Annotated in this window: 16 protein-coding genes and 1 riboswitch; of the genes, 12 read left to right on the top strand and 4 right to left on the bottom strand. The window is 71.8% G+C overall.

What is annotated here, in order from left to right; all coding sequences use genetic code 11:
* Nucleotides 1-2: 2 nt before the first annotated feature.
* From ACIRB7_RS19965 to ACIRB7_RS19955, 3 genes are all read right to left on the bottom strand, one after another.
* Nucleotides 3-698: a DUF5995 family protein gene (locus tag ACIRB7_RS19965; protein ID WP_403600153.1), complete on the bottom strand. Its 696-nt coding sequence runs from the start codon at nt 696-698 to the stop codon at nt 3-5.
* 73 nt (nt 699-771) lie between these two features.
* Nucleotides 772-2,226, bottom strand: a complete 1,455-nt coding sequence (locus tag ACIRB7_RS19960; RefSeq protein WP_403600150.1) for a uracil-xanthine permease family protein — start codon at nt 2,224-2,226, stop codon at nt 772-774.
* A gap of 123 nt (nt 2,227-2,349) precedes the next feature.
* Nucleotides 2,350-3,576, bottom strand: a complete 1,227-nt coding sequence (locus ACIRB7_RS19955) for an MFS transporter (RefSeq protein ID WP_403600147.1) — start codon at nt 3,574-3,576, stop codon at nt 2,350-2,352.
* Nucleotides 3,577-3,683: 107 nt separating this feature from the next.
* On the opposite strand from ACIRB7_RS19955, the gene ACIRB7_RS19950 reads away from it, so the two are divergent.
* Nucleotides 3,684-4,808, top strand: a complete 1,125-nt coding sequence (locus ACIRB7_RS19950) for an ROK family transcriptional regulator (protein WP_403600144.1) — start codon at nt 3,684-3,686, stop codon at nt 4,806-4,808.
* A 21-nt stretch (nt 4,809-4,829) separates the two neighbouring features.
* Nucleotides 4,830-4,979: a hypothetical protein gene (locus ACIRB7_RS19945; protein ID WP_403600141.1), complete on the top strand. Its 150-nt coding sequence runs from the start codon at nt 4,830-4,832 to the stop codon at nt 4,977-4,979.
* Between the two features lie 201 nt (nt 4,980-5,180).
* Here the strand turns inward: ACIRB7_RS19945 and ACIRB7_RS19940 are convergent, their stop codons facing one another.
* Nucleotides 5,181-7,562 (bottom strand): chitinase C-terminal domain-containing protein, encoded by a 2,382-nt coding sequence (locus ACIRB7_RS19940; protein WP_403600139.1) that lies wholly within the window; start codon nt 7,560-7,562, stop codon nt 5,181-5,183.
* A gap of 243 nt (nt 7,563-7,805) precedes the next feature.
* Nucleotides 7,806-7,935: riboswitch (FMN riboswitch) on the top strand.
* A 174-nt stretch (nt 7,936-8,109) separates the two neighbouring features.
* On the opposite strand from ACIRB7_RS19940, the gene ribD reads away from it, so the two are divergent.
* From ribD to ACIRB7_RS19890, 10 genes are all read left to right on the top strand, one after another.
* Entirely contained in the window at nt 8,110-9,183 is a 1,074-nt protein-coding gene (ribD, locus tag ACIRB7_RS19935; RefSeq protein ID WP_403600137.1) for a bifunctional diaminohydroxyphosphoribosylaminopyrimidine deaminase/5-amino-6-(5-phosphoribosylamino)uracil reductase RibD, read from the top strand.
* 2 nt (nt 9,184-9,185) lie between these two features.
* Nucleotides 9,186-9,806, top strand: a complete 621-nt coding sequence (locus ACIRB7_RS19930; RefSeq protein WP_403600134.1) for a riboflavin synthase — start codon at nt 9,186-9,188, stop codon at nt 9,804-9,806.
* A 44-nt stretch (nt 9,807-9,850) separates the two neighbouring features.
* Entirely contained in the window at nt 9,851-10,441 is a 591-nt protein-coding gene (locus tag ACIRB7_RS19925; protein ID WP_403601022.1) for a nicotinamide riboside transporter PnuC, read from the top strand.
* Nucleotides 10,438-11,718 carry a bifunctional 3,4-dihydroxy-2-butanone-4-phosphate synthase/GTP cyclohydrolase II gene (locus ACIRB7_RS19920; protein WP_403600132.1) on the top strand — a complete coding sequence of 427 codons (1,281 nt, stop codon included), beginning with the start codon at nt 10,438-10,440 and terminating at the stop codon, nt 11,716-11,718. The genes ACIRB7_RS19925 and ACIRB7_RS19920 overlap by 4 nt, the downstream gene beginning before the upstream one ends.
* 38 nt (nt 11,719-11,756) lie before the next feature.
* Nucleotides 11,757-12,242, top strand: coding sequence for a 6,7-dimethyl-8-ribityllumazine synthase (gene ribH, locus ACIRB7_RS19915; protein ID WP_024760819.1), 486 nt, complete (start codon nt 11,757-11,759; stop codon nt 12,240-12,242).
* Nucleotides 12,243-12,277: 35 nt separating this feature from the next.
* Nucleotides 12,278-12,559, top strand: coding sequence for a phosphoribosyl-ATP diphosphatase (locus tag ACIRB7_RS19910; RefSeq protein ID WP_403600129.1), 282 nt, complete (start codon nt 12,278-12,280; stop codon nt 12,557-12,559).
* A gap of 110 nt (nt 12,560-12,669) precedes the next feature.
* On the top strand, nt 12,670-13,518 hold the full coding sequence (gene hisG / locus ACIRB7_RS19905; RefSeq protein ID WP_351216083.1) for an ATP phosphoribosyltransferase: 849 nt from the start codon (nt 12,670-12,672) through the stop codon (nt 13,516-13,518).
* A 40-nt stretch (nt 13,519-13,558) separates the two neighbouring features.
* Nucleotides 13,559-14,014 carry a PH domain-containing protein gene (locus ACIRB7_RS19900; RefSeq protein WP_403600125.1) on the top strand — a complete coding sequence of 152 codons (456 nt, stop codon included), beginning with the start codon at nt 13,559-13,561 and terminating at the stop codon, nt 14,012-14,014.
* A gap of 270 nt (nt 14,015-14,284) precedes the next feature.
* Nucleotides 14,285-15,748, top strand: coding sequence for a hemolysin family protein (locus ACIRB7_RS19895; RefSeq protein ID WP_403600122.1), 1,464 nt, complete (start codon nt 14,285-14,287; stop codon nt 15,746-15,748).
* Entirely contained in the window at nt 15,745-16,791 is a 1,047-nt protein-coding gene (locus ACIRB7_RS19890) for a hemolysin family protein (RefSeq protein ID WP_403600119.1), read from the top strand. The genes ACIRB7_RS19895 and ACIRB7_RS19890 overlap by 4 nt, the downstream gene beginning before the upstream one ends.
* Nucleotides 16,792-16,817 lie beyond the last annotated feature (26 nt).

Genomic DNA, 16,817 nt, shown 5'->3' with positions numbered 1-16,817 from the left:
GATCACGGCCTGGTGAGCGGCGTGAGCAGCATTCGCCCCACCAGGCCCACCGACCGGTCGAGGCGTTCCCTGAACTCCTCGGCCAGGTCGGGCAGTTCGCGCAGCTGCCAGAGCGAGCGGGCCGCCAGCCAGGCCCCGTCACGGGCCCGGTCCAGGCTCCAGCAGCCCAGCAGGTGCGTCAGCGGGTCCGTGATCTCCAGCACGTCCGGGCCCGGCATCACCTCCTCGCGGATCCGCTCCTCCAGGAGCACGAGGATGTCGCCGACGCGGTCGAACTCGTCCTCCAGCTCCTCCGGCGCGCACTCGAGCGTCCGGCAGGTGTCGACGACGGCGAGCGCGAGGTCGTGCCCGATGTGCGCGTTGATCCCGGCCAGCGCGAACTGGAGCGGCCGTACGCCGGGATGTCGCCGGTAGTGGAAGAGCGGCCGCCAGCAGGCCGGGGCGGGGCTGCCGGTGGCGACGGAGTCGACGACCGAGAGGTAGCGCTCGGCGAAGCGCACCTCGAGGGTCGCGGCCGCCCGGCGGTCGGTGAAGGTTCCGGACTCGATGGCGTGCCCGATCTCCTCCGTGACCGTCAGATAGACCCGGTTGAAGACGGCGACACCGTCCGTCGGGTGCCAGGCCGAACGGATGGTGCGCATCCGCTCGACCACCGGGTCGACGGCGGTGAACTGCCCGATCTGCGTGGTCTGCGCCATGGGGGCAGCGTCCCAGGAGCCGGGCCCGGGAGGGAACTCTCCGGGCCCGGCTTCCCCAGAACGGGCGAATCACTCAGCTCTTCGACACCGGTCCGCCGCCGGACGTGCTCTCGGACCCGGGGGAGCCCTCGGGGTCGGCGGTGTCCTCGGAGCCGGCGGGGCTCTCGTACGAGCTGGTCCCGGAGTCGAGCAGCGGCTCCTGCTCCTTGAGGTGGGCCGGGGCGAAGGCGCGCAGCACGTGGTAGCCGGTGATGACGACGATCGTGCCGAGCGCGATGCCGCCCAGCTCGAAGGTGTCGGAGAAGGTCAGCTTCACGCCGCCGACGCCGATGATGATGCCGGCGGCGGCCGGGACCAGGTTGAGCGGGTTGCGCAGATCCACCTTGGCGTTGATCCAGATCTGGGCGCCGAGCAGGCCGATCATGCCGTACAGGATCACGGTGATGCCGCCGAGGACACCGCCGGGGATGGCGGCGACGACCGCGCCGAACTTCGGGCAGAGGCCGAAGAGCAGGGCGAAGCCGGCCGCGGCCCAATAGGCGGCGGTCGAGTAGACGCGGGTGGCGGCCATGACACCGATGTTCTCGGAGTACGTGGTGTTCGGCGGACCGCCCACCGCCGTCGACAGCATCGAGGCGGCGCCGTCGGCGGCGATCGCGGTGCCGAGCTGGTCGTCGAGGGACTTGCCGGTCATCTCGCCGACGGCCTTGACGTGTCCGGCGTTCTCGGCGATCAGGGCGATGACGACGGGCAGCGCGACCAGGATCGCGGACCACTCGAAGCTCGGCCCGTGGAACGAGGGCAGACCGATCCAGTCGGCCCCGGAGACGGCGGAGAGGTCGAGTCGCCAGTGGTCGGTGACCTGTCCGGCCGGGGACATCGAGTGGATCCTGCCGAAGACCAGGTCGAAGACCCAGGAGATGCCGTAGCCGAAGATCAGGCCGAGGAAGATCGCGATCCGCGACCAGAAGCCCCGCAGACAGACCACGGCGAGACCGGTGAACAGCATCACGAGGAGCGCCGTCCACTGGTCCTGCGGCCAGTACGTCGCCGCGGTGACCGGGGCCAGGTTGAAGCCGATCAGCATGACGACGGCGCCGGTCACCACCGGCGGCATCGCCGCGTGGATGATCCGCGCCCCGAACTTCCGCACCGCGAGACCGGCGAGGAAGAGGACCGCGCCCACGACCAGGACCGCGCCCGTCACGGTGGCGCTGCTGCCGCCGGAGGCCCGGATGGCGGCGGCGACGCCGACGAAGGACAGCGAGCAGCCCAGGTAGGAGGGGACGGTGCCGCGGGTCGCGAGGAGGAAGATCGCGGTCGCGACACCGGACATCATGATCGCCAGGTTCGGGTCGAGGCCCATGAGCACCGGCGCCACGAACGACGCCCCGAACATCGCCACCACGTGCTGCGCGCCGAGGCCGACCGTACGGGGCCAGGAGAGCCGTTCGTCCGGGCGGACGACGGCTCCGGGAGCGGGTGTTCGCCCGTCGCCGTGCAGACTCCAGCGCACGCCGAGGTTCATGAGGTCGCTCCCGTTCTCCGGTTCCGGCGGCCGTGTCGCGACCGCGAAAGATCAGCCACATGGTATGCGCCACCCATGGCCGGAGCCGTGCGCCGGAGACCGGGCACAGCCCAGGAGACGGTCCTAGCCGCCCACCGGGCCGGAGGCCTTCGCCGGGGATCCCTCCGCCGTCGGCGTCGACGCCGCGTTCCGGCCGGTCGTCCTGAGGACGCCCGCACCGACCACCAGCCCCAGGGTGAGCAGGGTGACCAGGCCGAAGGAGACGACCAGGGAGGTCGCGTCCGCGATGCCCCCGATCGCCGAGGGGGCGATCAGACCCGAGGTGTACGTGATGGTGGCGACGCCCGCGATGGCCTGGCTGGGGTTGGGTCCGCTGCGCCCGGCCGCCGCGAAGGCGAGCGGGACGACGACGGCGATCCCGAGCCCGATGAGTCCGAATCCGGCCATCGCGACGGCGGCGTGCGGGGCGAAGACGACCATGAGCCCGCCGACGGTGGCGGCGGCGCCCCCGACGCGTACGGTACGGACCGCCCCGAAGCGGTCCACGACCCGGTCGCCGACGAGCCGCGCCACGGCCATCGTCAGCGCGAAGGCGGTGGTCGAGGCGGCCGCGAGCCCGGCCGAGCTGCCCAGCTCGTCCCGGAGGTAGATGGCCGACCAGTCGAGGCTGGCGCCCTCCGCGAAGACCGCGCAGAAGCCGATGGCGCCGATGACCAGGGCGGACTTGGGCGGCAGCGTGAACCGCGGCGGTGCCTCCTCGTCCGGGGTGCTGCGCACGTCGAGCACGCCCTGGCAGATGACCAGGCCGAGCGCGGTGAGGACCAGAGCGGCGATGAGGTGGTGGAGCCGGGCGTCGCCGCCGAGGTGGGCGGCGACCGTGCCGGCGGCGGAGCCGATGAGGGCACCGACGCTCCACATGCCGTGCAGACTCGACATGATCGACCTGCCGAGCCGGTTCTCGGTCTCGACGCCGAGCGCGTTCATCACGACGTCGGACATGCCCGCCGTGGCGCCGAACACGAAGAGCGCGCCGCACAGTCCCCAGATGTTCGGGGCGAGCGAGGGCAGCGTCAGCGAGAGCGTCCACAGGGCGAGCAGGCCGCGCAGTGCCGTGCGGGCGCCGAAGCGGTGGGAGACGGCCCCGGCGAGCGGCATCGCGAGCGAGGCGCCGAGCGCGGGGAAGGCGAGCGCGAGCCCGAGCTGGCCGGCGCTGACGCCCGCGTGCTCCTGGATCCAGGGGATCCGGGTCGCGAAGCTGCCGGTGACGGCGCCGTGGACGCAGAAGACGGCGGCGACGGCGAAGCGCGCCCGCCGCAGGCGATCGGTGCTGGTGACGGTCTCCGCCGCCATGGGCCCTCCCGGTGGTCGTGGTGTGGCGCGTAAACTATCAGGAACCCTGCCTGATAAATAGACCGCAGGGACGGTCCCCCTCCCCACGAGTCTGAGAGGATCGCCGCATGGCCGCATCCCCGAGCACCGCACGAGCCATCAACGACCGGCTCGCCCTGCGACTGCTCCAGGACGAGGGCCCGTTGACGGCCACTCAGCTCAAGACCCTCACCGGACTCTCCCGGCCCACCGTCGCCGACCTCGTCGAACGGCTCCGGGGCTCCGGGCTCGTCCATGTCGTCGGGGAGTCCGGGGCCGAGCGCCGAGGCCCCAACGCCAAGCTGTACGGGCTCGTCGCCGACCGCGCGCACCTCGCCGCGCTCGACGTCCGGATGCGCTCGGTCTCCGTCACCGTCACCGACCTGCTCGGCGCCGCCCTCGCCGAGGCGTCCGTACCCGTCGGCGACGACAGCGGTACGGGACCGGCCGTCGAGAAGGCCGTCACGCTCCTGGAGCGGACCGCCGAGGAGGCGGGCGCCGACCGGCTGCACACCGTCGCCGTCGGCGCCCCCGGGCTCATCGATCCGGGCACCGGCGAACTGCGCGACTCCACGGGGCTGCCCGCCTGGCACCGGCGCCTGGTCGCCGTCCTCCAGGAGCGGCTGCCGGCCCATGTCCTCGTCGAGAACGAGACCAACCTCGCCGCCGTCGCCGAACTGCGCGAGGGCGCGGCCCGCGACCGGGAGGACTTCGTCCTGCTCTGGCTCGGCCAGGGCGTCGGCGCCGCCGTCGTCCTCGACGGGCGGCTGCGCCGCGGGGCCTCGGGCGGCGCGGGCGAGGTCGGCTTCCTGCCCGTGCCCGGCACCTCGGGGCTGCCCTCGGCCACCGGCTGCGACGGCGGATTCCACGAGCTGGCCTGCGCGGCCGCCGTCGAGGCCCTCGCCGTCGCGCACGGGCTCGACCCGGCCGGCGCGCTCGCCTCGGGCCACGAGCCCTTCCTCGACGCGCTCGCCCGCCGTCTCGCCGTGGGAGCGGCCGCGGTCGTCTCCGTACTCGACCCGGGCTGCGTGGTCCTGGGCGGGGAGACCGGCCACCAGGGCGCCGACGTCCTCGCCGCGCGCGTGGAGGCCGAACTCGCGGCCCTCTCACCCCTCCGCACGGAGGTCCGCCCCACCAGCCTCGGCGACACGGCCGTCCTCCGCGGCGCCCTCCTGCGCGCCCGCGACGCGGCGCAGGACGAGCTGTTTCCGTAGACCTGACCTGACCTCCGCGCAGTGGGGGGCTTCCGCATCAGCTTCAAGCGCGACGGCGACAAGATGTGGTTCCGCCCCGGCCTCCTGGACGACACCTGGGAAGAACGCACCATGCTCCCCGCCAACCCCCAGTCCGACTACCTCATCTACGAAGTCGTAGACCTGCCCTGACTCCAGAACAGACTCGGCCGAACTGCCCCATGCGCGGAAACGCGCCCGCGCCGCGCCCCGGACAGGGGGGCGCGGCGCGGCGGGGGAGCCCGGCGGCGGCAAGGGCCGTGATTCCGCCGCCGGGGGTTTCGGAGGGGGTGGTTCAGAGGGGGTACGTCAGCACGGGTTCAGCAGTGCCTCAGCGGGTGCGTCAGCAGTGCCTCAGCAGGCGCCGAGGTCCTTCCAGACGCCCCACTCGCCGGTCTTGCCCGGCTCCTCGTTCTGCGTCCACCACTGGGCCTTCCACTTGCGGCCGTTGTGGGAGACCTCGTTGCCCGCGTTGTAGATCGTGCCGGCCACGTACGCCGGGACGGTGCAGCCCGTGGTGGGCGGGGTCGTCGGCGGGGTCGTCGGAGGCGTGGTCGGGGGAGTCGTCGGCGGGGTGGTGGGCGGCGTGGTCGGCGGGGTGGTCGGCGGGGTCGTGGAGCCCGGCTCCACCACCGTCGTACCGCGCGCCAGGTCACCGGCGAGGGCGTACGTCGTGCCGTTGATGTTCACCGTCCAGTTGGAGGGGGTGGACACCGGCAGGTAGTAGTTGAACGCCAGGTCGACCGTGGCGCCCGGGGCGAGCGACTGCCAGGCCGGGAGCTTCAGGGAGACGCGGTGGAAGTCGCCCTTCAGGCCGCCCACGTTGGAGCCCGTGTGGTCGCTGCTGATCACCTTCGTGCCGAAGCCCGACTGGTCGGAGGCGTTGGCCGGGGCCGAGGTCCCGTAGTCGAACTGGAACTCCGTGCCGCCCGGCAGGGTCGCCGCCGTGTTGTTGGTGATCTTGATCTTCGGGGTGATCGGGTAGTTCGAGTCGCCCAGCTTGAACTCGGTGAACTGGGCGTCGATCTTCACGGCCTGGGTCGGCAGCGCCTTGTTCGACGTCTTCGCGCCGTACGGGGTGGCCGCCTTGAACTTGTCGTACATCAGCGAGGTGAGCGTGGAGCCCATCTCGTACTGGCCCTTGGCGGCGTTCCAGGCGTAGTCACCGGCCATCTCCCAGACCATGGTGCCGCCGATGCCCTTGGCGACCACGTAGTCGGCCTTCGCGGCCACCGACTGCTCGTCCTCGGTGGAGAGGAAGACCTTCTTCTGCGCGTTCCACAGCCACGGCGCGACCAGGGTCGAGTCGTACTTGCGGGCGTAGGTGCCGGTCAGCGTGGTGTTCGCCGGGAAGCCGTACTGCGTGACGTAGTCGCCGACGATCCCCTTCTCCAGGTTCTTGGCGTGCCACATCGGGTTGGAGCCCGCGGGCGACTCGGCGCCGTTGGTGTCCTTGTCGTGCCACAGGTTGTCGATGCCGACGGCGCCGTCACCGCACTTGGTCAGACCGGCTCCGGCCGGGCAGGTGCTCGCGGAGGCCTTGCCCCACAGCCCGTCGGTGCCGCCCTGCACGTTCTTGTGGCCGCGGGTGTAGTAGGGCAGGCCGATGTTGATCCGGCCGGCCGGCATCGAGCCGCGGAAGTAGTGGTACGCCCAGTCGGTGTTGAGGTAGCCGATGTTGCCGTACTGCGCCGAGCCGTAGACGTTGGCCGCGGCGAGCTCGCCGTCCTTGCCGTCGTCGAAGAGGGAGGCGTTGGGCCCGACGTGCTCGTTCCAGGCACCGTGCAGGTCGTAGGACATGATGTTGACGTAGTCCAGGTACTTCTGCATCTGGAACGTCTCCATGCCCCGCAGCAGGTAGCCGGAGGAGGGGGCGGCGACGGTCAGCAGGTAGTGCTTGCCGTCGGCGGCGCCGGCCTTGTCCAGCTTCTCGCGCAGGGACTTCATGAGGGCCGCGTAACCCTGCACGAGCCCGGCGCGGCGCGCGTTGGCGAGCTGCCAGTCGAGCGGGTTGCCGGCGTCCTTCATGGTCGTCGGGTACTCGTAGTCGATGTCGACGCCGTTGAACCCGTACTTCCGGATGAACTCGACGGACGAGGTCGCGAAGGTGTCGATCCCGGCCTGGTTGACCGAACCGTCGGCGTTGGTGGCCATCGAGTAGAAGCCGCCGGAGTTCACCCGGTCGCCGTTGTCGGCGAAGTACCCGCCCGTCTCGGCCCAGCCGCCGACCGAGATCAGCGTCTTCACGTTCGGGTGCTGCTTCTTGAACTTGTTGAGCAGGTTGAAGTGGCCCTTGTAGGCGTACGCGGGGTCCATCTCGGCTCCGGCGACACCGGGCCAGGTCATCCCGGTGGCCGCGTTGTTCGGACCGTCCGCGCCGACGGAGAGCTTGTTGTCCCCGTTGACGTGCCCGAAGGCGTAGTTGATGTGGGTGATCTTCTCCCACGGGATGTCCTTGGCCAGGTACGCGGACTGGCCGTTCTTGCCGGTGCGCCAGCCCGTGAAGTAGCCGATGACCCGGCGCTGGTGGTCCGCGCCCATCTTCTCGCGGCCCTCGGTGTCGTAGACCGAGCAGTACGGGACGTCGACGCCTGGCGTCTTGTAGAGCCCGTCGGGGCGACAGGACTCGTTGTCGGCCGCGTACGAGACGCCGCCGGCGAGCGAGCTGAGCAGCAGCCCGGCGACGGCCGCGCCGGAAGCGAGCAGCGAGGCTCTCTTCGTGGTGGGGGACAACACGATCGGTTCCTCCTGGGGAGGTCGACGAACACAACGAACAAGGGGGTGGGTCGTGTTGGGCCCGTGGAGTGCGCACGCCGTCGGACCGTTACCTCGGAGGTGACACGGAGATTAAGAGGACTAGACCAGTGCGTCAATAGGTCTGGACCAAAGAGGCCGCAATGGGGAGTGTGTGAGCCAGCCCACAGGATCTCGGCCGTATCGCCTCACGCCGGTCGTGGCACACTGGCCCTGTATCAGCAGCAGCGCACTCCGGGGTCGGTGTAATTCCGAACCGGCGGTATAGTCCGCGACCCGTCCGCAGCCAGCGGCCGGTTGACCAGGTGAGATTCCTGGACCGACGGTGAAAGTCCGGATGGGAGGCAGTGCGCGGCGGGTGACCCCTCTCAGGGGTGTGCCGGCCGTACGTCCGCTGGTCGCCGTGTCGTCACCGATTCGGCGTACCCGGAGGACGCGGCCTCGGCGCACCCTGCGTCAGGTGTCGTTTCCGCTCTCTGTCGTCATCGACAGGCCCCGGAGTCCGTGCCCGAAGAGGCAGGAGGACCCGGTGGCCCAGCAGGCCGACACCACCGCCATGCGACGCGCCGTCGAGCTCGCCGCCCGCGGCCTCGGCGCCACGAGCCCCAACCCCGTCGTCGGCTGCGTCATCACCGACGCCTCGGGACACCGGGTCGGCGAGGGCTGGCACCAGCGCGCCGGAGGCCCCCACGCCGAGGTCCACGCCCTGCGCGAGGCCGGCGTCCTCGCCCGCGGCGGCACCGCCTACGTCACCCTCGAACCCTGCAACCACACCGGCCGCACCGGACCCTGCGCCCAGGCCCTGATCGAGGCCGGGATCAGCCGGGTCGTGTACGCGGTCGGCGACCCGAACCCGCAGGCCACAGGCGGCGCCGACACCCTGCGCGCCGCAGGGATCGAGGTCTCCGGCGGCCTCCTCGCCGACGAGGCCGAGGCGGTCAACATCGCCTGGCTCACCTCCGTACGCCACGGCCGCCCCTTCGTCCGCTGGAAGTACGCCGCCACCCTCGACGGCCGGATCGCCGCCGCCGACGGCACCTCCCGCTGGATCACCTCCGCCGAGTCCCGCGCCGACGTCCACCGGCTGCGCGCCGAGGCCGACGCCGTCCTGGTCGGCTCCGGCACCGCCCGCGCCGACGACCCGCACCTCGCCGTCCGCGGCATCGAGGGCGCCGTCCAGCCGCTCCGGGTCGTCGTCGACACCGAGGCGACCGCCGTGAAGCCCGGCGCCCGCGTCCTGGACGACGCGGCGCCCACCCTGATCGCCGTCGCCGAGGACGCCGAGACGGCCCTCCCCGACGTCGTACGCCTCCCCAGGGCCGAGCGCGGCCTGTCCGTACCCGCCCTCCTGGATGCCCTCCACGCGCGCGGTGTCCGCTCCGTCCTCCTCGAAGGCGGCCCCACCCTCGCGGGTGCCTTCGTCGCCGCGGGCGCCGTCGACCAGGTCGTCGGCTACCTCGCCCCCGTCCTCCTCGGCGCCGGCCCGGCGGCCCTCGCCGAGGCAGGAATCAGCACCATCACCGACGCGTTGCGGCTCGACATCACCGAAATCTCGGATATCGGATCCGATATCCGCATCACCGCCACCCTCAAGGGAGCCTGACCGTGTTCACCGGAATCGTCGAAGAACTGGGCGAGGTCGTCGCCGTCGAGCAGCTGGAGGACGCCTCCCGCTTCCGACTGCGCGGACCCCTGGTCACGGAAGGCGCCCAGCACGGCGACTCCATCGCCGTCAACGGTGTCTGTCTCACGGTCGTCGAGTTCGGCGGCGGCGAGTTCACCGCCGACGTCATGGCCGAGACCCTCAAGCGGTCCAGCCTCGGCGCCCTGGAGGTCGGCACCCGCGTCAACCTGGAGCGGCCCATGGCCGTCGGCGGCCGCCTCGGCGGCCACATCGTCCAGGGCCACGTGGACGGCACCGGCACGATCCTGGACCGGACCCCGTCCGAGCACTGGGAACTCGTCAAGGTCGGCCTGCCCGCCCACCTCTCCCGGTACGTCGTCGAGAAGGGCTCGATCACGGTCGACGGCGTCAGCCTCACCGTCGTCGAGGTCACCGACGACTGGTTCACCATCAGCCTCATCCCCACCACCCTCGACCTGACCACGCTCGGCATCAAGAAAAGTGGCGACCCGGTCAACCTCGAAGTGGACGTCATCGCCAAGTACGTCGAGCGGCTGCTCGGCGCCGGCGCGGGACCCGACGCCAAGGAGAACGTCAAGTGAACTGGCTCAACTCCGAGGCGTTCACCGTCCTCGACCAGCGCATCATGTGGTCCGACATGATCGGCAACACGATCGGACTCATAGCCCTCGCGCTCGGCTGGCGCCGCTCCATCCTCACCTGGCCCGCCCAGCTGCTCTCCGGAGTCGTCCTCGTCGGCGCCTACGCCTCCGCCCACCTCTCCGGCGGCGTCGGCAAGCAGCTCCTCGTCATCGGCGTCGCCGCCTGGGGCTGGTGGCAGTGGAACCGGGGCAGGCAGCAGGCCCAGGACGGCTCCATCGCCGTCCGCTTCGCCACCTGGAAGGAGCGCGGGCTGCTCCTCGCGGGCGCGGTCGTCGGCACCCTCGCCGTCGGCGGGCTCTTCACCCTCTACCCGTCGCTCTCCTGGAGCCCGTGGGCCGACGCGTACATCTTCGTCGGCACCCTCGTCGCGATGATCGCGCAGGCCCGCGGCCTGGTCGAGTTCTGGTTCGCCTGGCTCCTCGTCGACCTCGTCGGCGTCCCCCTCGCCTTCAACAGCGGCCTCGCCTTCTCCGGCCTGGTGTACGTCATCTACTTCGCCCTCGTCATCTGGGGCATGCGCGACTGGTGGCTCCGGACGCGTACCGCCCCCGCTCTGGAAGGAGCAACCGCATGAGCGCGCTCTGGGATGCCACCGACCTCGCCCTCGACCCCGTCGAGCAGGCCATCCGCGACATCGCCGCGGGCCGCCCCGTCGTCGTCGTCGACGACGAGGACCGCGAGAACGAGGGCGACCTCGTCATCGCCGCCGAGAAGGCCACGCCCGAGATCGTCGCCTTCATGATGAGCGAGTGCCGCGGCCTGATCTGCGCCCCCATGGAGGACGACGAACTGGAGCGCCTCCAGCTCCCGCAGATGGTCGAGCACAACACCGAGTCGATGCGGACCGCCTTCACCGTCTCCGTGGACGCGAGCCCCGCGCACGGCGTCACCACGGGCATCTCCGCCGCCGACCGCGCCACCACCCTGCGGATGCTCGCGAGCGGCGCCCACGAGCCCTCCGACTTCGTCCGCCCCGGCCACGTCTTCCCGCTGCGCGCCAAGGCCGGCGGCGTCCTCGTCCGCAACGGCCACACCGAGGCCGCTGTCGACCTCGCCCGCCTCGCGGGCCTCCGCCCGGCCGGCGCGATCGTCGAGATCGCCGGCGAGGACGGCGTCATGCTGCGCCTGCCCGAGCTGGTCCCCTTCGCCCGCAAGCACGGCCTGACGATCATCTCCATCGAGGACCTGATCGCCTACCGGCGCTCCGCCGAGCCGACCGTCCGCCGCGAGGCCGAGGTCCAGCTCCCCACCGCGCACGGCGACTTCACCGCGTACGGCTACCGCTCCACGGTCGACGGCGTCGAGCACGTCGCCCTCGTCCACGGCGACATCGAGAACACGGCCGACGGCGAGAGCGTCCTGGTCCGGGTCCACTCCGAGTGCCTGACCGGCGACATCTTCCACTCGCTGCGCTGCGACTGCGGCCCCCAGCTCCAGGCCTCGATGGACCGGATCCAGGAGGCCGGCCGCGGAGTCGTCGTCTACCTCAGGGGCCACGAGGGCCGCGGCATCGGCCTGCTGTCCAAGCTGCGCGCGTACGAGCTCCAGGAGCGCGGCCGCGACACCCTCGACGCCAACCTGGAACTCGGGCTGCCCGCCGACGCCCGCGACTACGCGGCCGGCGCGCAGATCCTCGCCGACCTCGGCGTCCGCAGCCTGCGCCTGATGACCAACAACCCCGAGAAGATCGACGCTCTCACCCGGCACGGCCTGACGGTCGAGGCCCGCGAGCCCATGCCGGTCACGGCCGGCGAGCACAACCTCCGCTACCTGCGCACCAAGCGGGACCGGATGGGCCACGACCTGCCCTGGCTGGACGGCTCCCCGGCCTCCACCTGCGGCAACCAGTAAAACCCTCACTTCGTACGGTTCAAGGTTCAAGGAGAGACATGAGCGGCAAGGGCGCACCCGTCCTCAGCGTGAAGAACTGCGGCGACCTGCGGGTCGCGGTCATCGCGGCCCAGTGGCACGAGAAGATCATGGACGGCCTCGTCGACGGCGCCCTGCGCGCCCTGAGCGAGCTCGGCATCGACGAGCCGACCCTGCTCCGCGTCCCCGGCAGCTTCGAGCTCCCGGTCGTGGCGAAGGTCCTCGCCGGCCGCGGCTACGATGCCATCGTGGCGCTCGGCGTCGTCATCCGCGGCGGAACGCCGCACTTCGAGTACGTGTGCCAGGGCGTCACCCACGGCCTCACCCAGGTCTCGATCGACACCGGCGTACCCGTCGGATTCGGCGTCCTCACCGTCGACAACGAAGAGCAGGCCCTCGACCGGGCCGGCCTCGAAGGCTCCAGCGAGGACAAGGGCCACGAAGCCGTCACCGCCGCCGTCGCGACCGCGACGACGCTGCGCACGGTCAGCGAACCCTGGCGCTAGTGACGCGACCCTTACCCCGTACTCTTAGGACCATCATGGCGAACGAAACCCGGAAGACCTTCGAAGAGCTCTTCGCCGAGCTCAAGCTCAAGGCAGAGACCGGCGACCCGGCCACCTCCCGCACCGCGGAGCTGGTGGACAAGGGCGTCCATGCCATCGGCAAGAAGGTCGTCGAAGAGGCCGCCGAGGTCTGGATGGCCGCCGAGTACGAGGGCAAGGAAGCCGCCGCCGAGGAGATCTCGCAGCTGCTGTACCACGTCCAGGTGATGATGGTCGCCCGCGGGATCTCGCTCGACGACGTCTACGCGCACCTCTGAGCACGTCGCACCTCTGAGCACGTAACCCTGAGTACGTCGTACCCCTGAGCACGTCAGACCCCCACCTCCCAGAACTCCCAGGCAACTCCCAGGCAAAGGAAGCTCACCCCATGCTGCGCATCGCCGTTCCCAACAAGGGTTCCCTCTCCGGACCTGCGTCGGCAATGCTCCATGAGGCCGGCTACCGCCAGCGCAAGGAGTCCAAGGAGCTCGTGGTCATCGACCCCGACAACGAGGTCGAGTTCTTCTACCTGCGCCCGAAGGACATCGCGATCTACGTCGCCTCCGGGAAGCTGGACATCGGCATCACCGGCCGGGACCTGCTCCTGGACTCCGGCGCCAGCGCCGAGGAGATCCTCCCGCTGAACTTCGGCCGCTCCACCTTCCGGTACGCGACCCGCCCGGGCACCGCGAGCGGCCCCGAGGACTTCGGCGGCATGACGATCGCCACCTCCTACGAGGGCATCGTCGCCAAGCACCTCGCCGACCAGGGGATCGACGCCTCCGTCGTCCACCTCGACGGCGCCGTCGAGACCGCGATCCAGCTGGGCGTCGCCCAGATCATCGCGGACGTCGTGGAGACCGGCACCAGCCTGCGCAACGCCGGCCTCGAGGTCATCGGCGAGCCGATCCTGACCTCCGAGGCCGTCGTCGTCCGCCGTCACGGCGCCGAGGACGACAACCCGCAGGTCCAGCAGTTCCTCCGCCGCCTCCAGGGCGTCCTCGTCGCCCGCTCGTACGTGATGATGGACTACGACTGCCGCGCCGAGCACCTGGAGCAGGCCGTCGCCCTCACCCCGGGCCTGGAGTCGCCGACCGTCTCCCCGCTGCACAACGAGGGCTGGGTCGCGGTCCGCGCGATGGTCCCCGCCAAGGAGGCGCAGCGGATCATGGACGACCTGTACGAGATCGGCGCCCGCGCCATCCTCACCACCGCCATCCACGCCTGCCGCCTCTGACGGCACGGTCCGTCCGCCCGAAGGCCCCGAGGAACCCCCGATGTCCCAGCCCTCCGTCCCCGCCCTCCCGGTCACCTTCCGTCCCGGGCGCACCCGGGCCGTCCTGCTGACCGCGGGGCTCGTGATGTTCGTCGTCGTCACCACCGTGGCGCTGATGCTGGAACGGCTGGGACCGGGGGAGCGCGTCAGCTTCGTCTTCGTCGCCGCGCTGCTCGCGGGGGTGCTCGTCCTGCTGAGCCGCCCCAAGGTCGTCGCGGACGACGAGGGCGTCACCGTCGTCAACATCACCCGGACCCGGCGGCTCGCCTGGGCGGAGATCCTCAAGGTCAACCTGCGCCCCGGTGACGCCTGGGTCTTCCTGGACCTGAGCGACGGCACCAGCCTGCCGGCGCTGGGCATCCAGCCCGGTATCGCCAAGGAAGCGGCCATCCGGGACGCCCGCACCCTGCGGGCCCTCGCCGAGACCCACGGGACGGGCGCGGAGCGGGCGGCCTGATCCGGTCGCCCGGGACCACGGGGTACGCCGGGGGGATCCCCTCCGGTGGAACCCGGGTCCGTCCCCCATCCGGGGCCGGCCCTCTGCCCCTCGGGGCGTCCGCGTGACTACTCTGGAGGCGGTGGTGCCGAGCGGCACCACCGCCTCGCATGTGCAGGGCCGCCGACGCGGCCCGCGAGGCCACACCCTTCGACCCGAGGAGTGACTCCCTCCAGCAATGGACGGATCGTCCGGTAATACCCGCGCCGCCCTCTCCCCGGAGGCGGCGCCGTGATCGTCTCCCTTCTGCTGCTCGTCGCGGCCTTCGCCCTCATCCTCGCCAACGGCTTCTTCGTGGCCGCCGAGTTCGGACTCGTGACCGTCGAACGCGCCGAGGCCGAGCGGGCCGCGGCCGCCGGCGACCGGCGCGCCCGCACCGTCGTCACCGCCCTGCGCGAGCTCTCCTTCCAGCTCTCCGGCACCCAGCTGGGCATCACGCTCACCTCCCTCGTCGTCGGCATGCTCGCCGAGCCCGCGCTCGCCGGACTGCTGCACGGCCCGCTCACCGCGACCGGACTGCCCGAAGGGGCCGTCTCCGGGATCTCGGTGGTGATCGGGATGCTGCTGGCCTCCGCCGTCCAGATGGTGGTCGGCGAGCTCGTCCCGAAGAACTGGGCGGTCTCCCGCCCGCTCCAGGTGGCCCGCTTCGTGGCCACCCCGCAGCGCCACTTCTCCGCCGTCTTCCGGCCGGTGATCTCCCTCCTGAACCGGGTCGCCAACCGCTTGGTACGGCTCCTCGGCGTCGAGCCCACCGAGGAGCTGGACTCGGTCCGCACCCCCGGTGAGCTGGTCTCCCTGGCCCGGCACTCCGCCCTGGCAGGCGCCCTCGAACAGGACACCGCGGACCTCTTCGTACGGACCCTGTCGCTCGGCGGGCTCACCGCCGAACAGGTCATGACCCCGCGGGTGAAGGTGAGCGCCCTCCAGTGGGACGCCACCGCGGCCGACGTCCTCAACCTCACCCGGGCCACCGGGCTCTCGCGCTTCCCCGTCTACCGCGACCGCATCGACGAGATCGTCGGCATGGTCCACCTCAAGGACGCGCTCGCCGTCGCCCCGCACGCCCGGCTGCGTACCCCCGCCGGCCGGATCGCGGTCCCGCCGCTCCTCGTGCCCGAGTCGCTGCCCGCCCAGACCCTCCTGGAGCGGCTGCGCCGCGAGCAGCCGATCGCGGTGGTCGTCGACGAGTACGGGGGTACGGCCGGGGTCGTCACCCTGGAGGACATCGTCGAGGAACTCGTCGGCGAGGTCCGCGACGAGCACGACACCGTGGGCGACGGGCGGCCGGAGCTGGCCGCCGCCCCCGCCGAGGACGGCCGGCCCGCCTGGGAGGCCGACGGCTCCTGCCGGGTCCACACCCTGCGCCGGATAGGCCTCGACGTGCCCGACGGCCCGTACGAGACCGTCGCCGGCCTCGTCGCCGACCTCCTCGGGCGCATCCCCGCCCCGGGCGACCGCGCCGAACTCCCCGGCTGGCACCTCTCGGTACGCCAGGTCGACCGCTACCGCGCCGAACGCGTACGCCTCGTACGTACGGACCCGGCGCCACCCCCGGATCCGAGAAGGAGCACGGCCCCGGTGGCGACCTCTGGTACGACCGCGGTCCCGGCCATGGCCCCGGGCCCGGCCACGACCCCCACGGGCCCCGTCGCCGTTCCCTCGCCCGCCCCGCTGGTCTCGGAGGGCGTCCGATGAGCGTGCTTCCCCTCCTCTTCGCCGTTCTCCTGGTCCTCGCCAACGGCTTCTTCGTCGGTGCCGAGTTCGCGCTCGTCTCCGTCCGCCGCAGCCAGATCGAACCGCTCGGCGGCGCCCGCGCCAAGCAGGTGCTGCACGGGCTCGAGAACCTGCCGCAGATGATGGCGGCCGCCCAGTTCGGCATCACCGTCTGCTCGCTGACGCTCGGCGCCGTCGCCGAGCCGACCGTCGCCCGTCTCCTCGAACCCGTCTTCCACACGGCGGGCGTCCCCGAGGGGCTCATCCACCCGCTCGGTTACGTCATCGCCCTCGCCGCGGTCGTCTTCCTCCACCTCGTCATCGGCGAGATGGTCCCGAAGAACCTGGCGATGGCCGCGCCCGAGCGGACCGCGCTCTGGCTCGCCCCGACCCTCGTCGGCTTCGCCCGGCTCTGCCGCCCCGTGACGGCCGCGCTCGGCGCCTGCGCCCGGCTCGTCCTGCGGGCGTTCAAGGTCGAGCCGAAGGACGAGGTGGAGGCCGTCTTCACCCGCGCCCAGCTGGGCCGGCTCGTCGAGGACGCGGGGCTGGCCGGACTGCTCGACCCGGCCGAACAGGAGCGCCTGGAGGACGCGCTCGAACTGGGCACTCGCCCGGTGACGGACGTCCTCATCGCCCCGGCGTCCCTGGTCACCGTCCCACCGACGGTCACCCCGCGCGAGATCGAGGAGCTGACCGTACGCACCGGGTACTCGCGCTTCCCGGTCCGCGCCGAGGCGGACGCCACCTTCCTGGGCTTCGTGCACGTGAAGGACGTCCTCGACCTGGAGGATCGGGAGCGGGCGGTACCGCCACGGCTCTGGCGGCCGATGGCGACCCTCCGCGCCGAACTGCCCCTGGACGACGCCCTCACCGTGATGCGCCGCGCCGCCACCCATCTGGCGCAGGTGGCGGACGGCTCGGGCCGGGTGCTCGGCCTCGTCGCCCTGGAGGACGTCCTGGAGATGCTGGTGGGCGAGGTCCGCGACCCCGCCCACCGGAACCGTCCGGTGCCCGCCCTCCCGTAACCGGCCCAGGGGGTCCGGCGGACCTC

The organism is Streptomyces sp. NPDC093795, assembly GCF_044764665.1.
GTDB lineage: Bacteria > Actinomycetota > Actinomycetes > Streptomycetales > Streptomycetaceae > Streptomyces.
Note: the sequence above shows the minus strand (reverse complement) of the source record. Positions and strands in the feature narration are given on the sequence as shown.

Bases quoted from the DNA above. Each gene is read 5' to 3' on its own strand.
- ACIRB7_RS19965 (WP_403600153.1), bottom strand. From the start codon at position 698: ATGGCGCAGACCACGCAGATCGGGCAGTTCACCGCCGTCGACCCGGTG.
- ACIRB7_RS19960 (WP_403600150.1), bottom strand. From the start codon at position 2,226: ATGAACCTCGGCGTGCGCTGGAGTCTGCACGGCGACGGGCGAACACCC.
- ACIRB7_RS19955 (WP_403600147.1), bottom strand. From the start codon at position 3,576: ATGGCGGCGGAGACCGTCACCAGCACCGATCGCCTGCGGCGGGCGCGC.
- ACIRB7_RS19950 (WP_403600144.1), top strand. From the start codon at position 3,684: ATGGCCGCATCCCCGAGCACCGCACGAGCCATCAACGACCGGCTCGCC.
- ACIRB7_RS19925 (WP_403601022.1), top strand. From the start codon at position 9,851: ATGTGGTCCGACATGATCGGCAACACGATCGGACTCATAGCCCTCGCG.
- ACIRB7_RS19920 (WP_403600132.1), top strand. From the start codon at position 10,438: ATGAGCGCGCTCTGGGATGCCACCGACCTCGCCCTCGACCCCGTCGAG.
- ribH (WP_024760819.1), top strand. From the start codon at position 11,757: ATGAGCGGCAAGGGCGCACCCGTCCTCAGCGTGAAGAACTGCGGCGAC.
- ACIRB7_RS19910 (WP_403600129.1), top strand. From the start codon at position 12,278: ATGGCGAACGAAACCCGGAAGACCTTCGAAGAGCTCTTCGCCGAGCTC.
- hisG (WP_351216083.1), top strand. From the start codon at position 12,670: ATGCTGCGCATCGCCGTTCCCAACAAGGGTTCCCTCTCCGGACCTGCG.
- ACIRB7_RS19900 (WP_403600125.1), top strand. From the start codon at position 13,559: ATGTCCCAGCCCTCCGTCCCCGCCCTCCCGGTCACCTTCCGTCCCGGG.
- ACIRB7_RS19890 (WP_403600119.1), top strand. From the start codon at position 15,745: ATGAGCGTGCTTCCCCTCCTCTTCGCCGTTCTCCTGGTCCTCGCCAAC.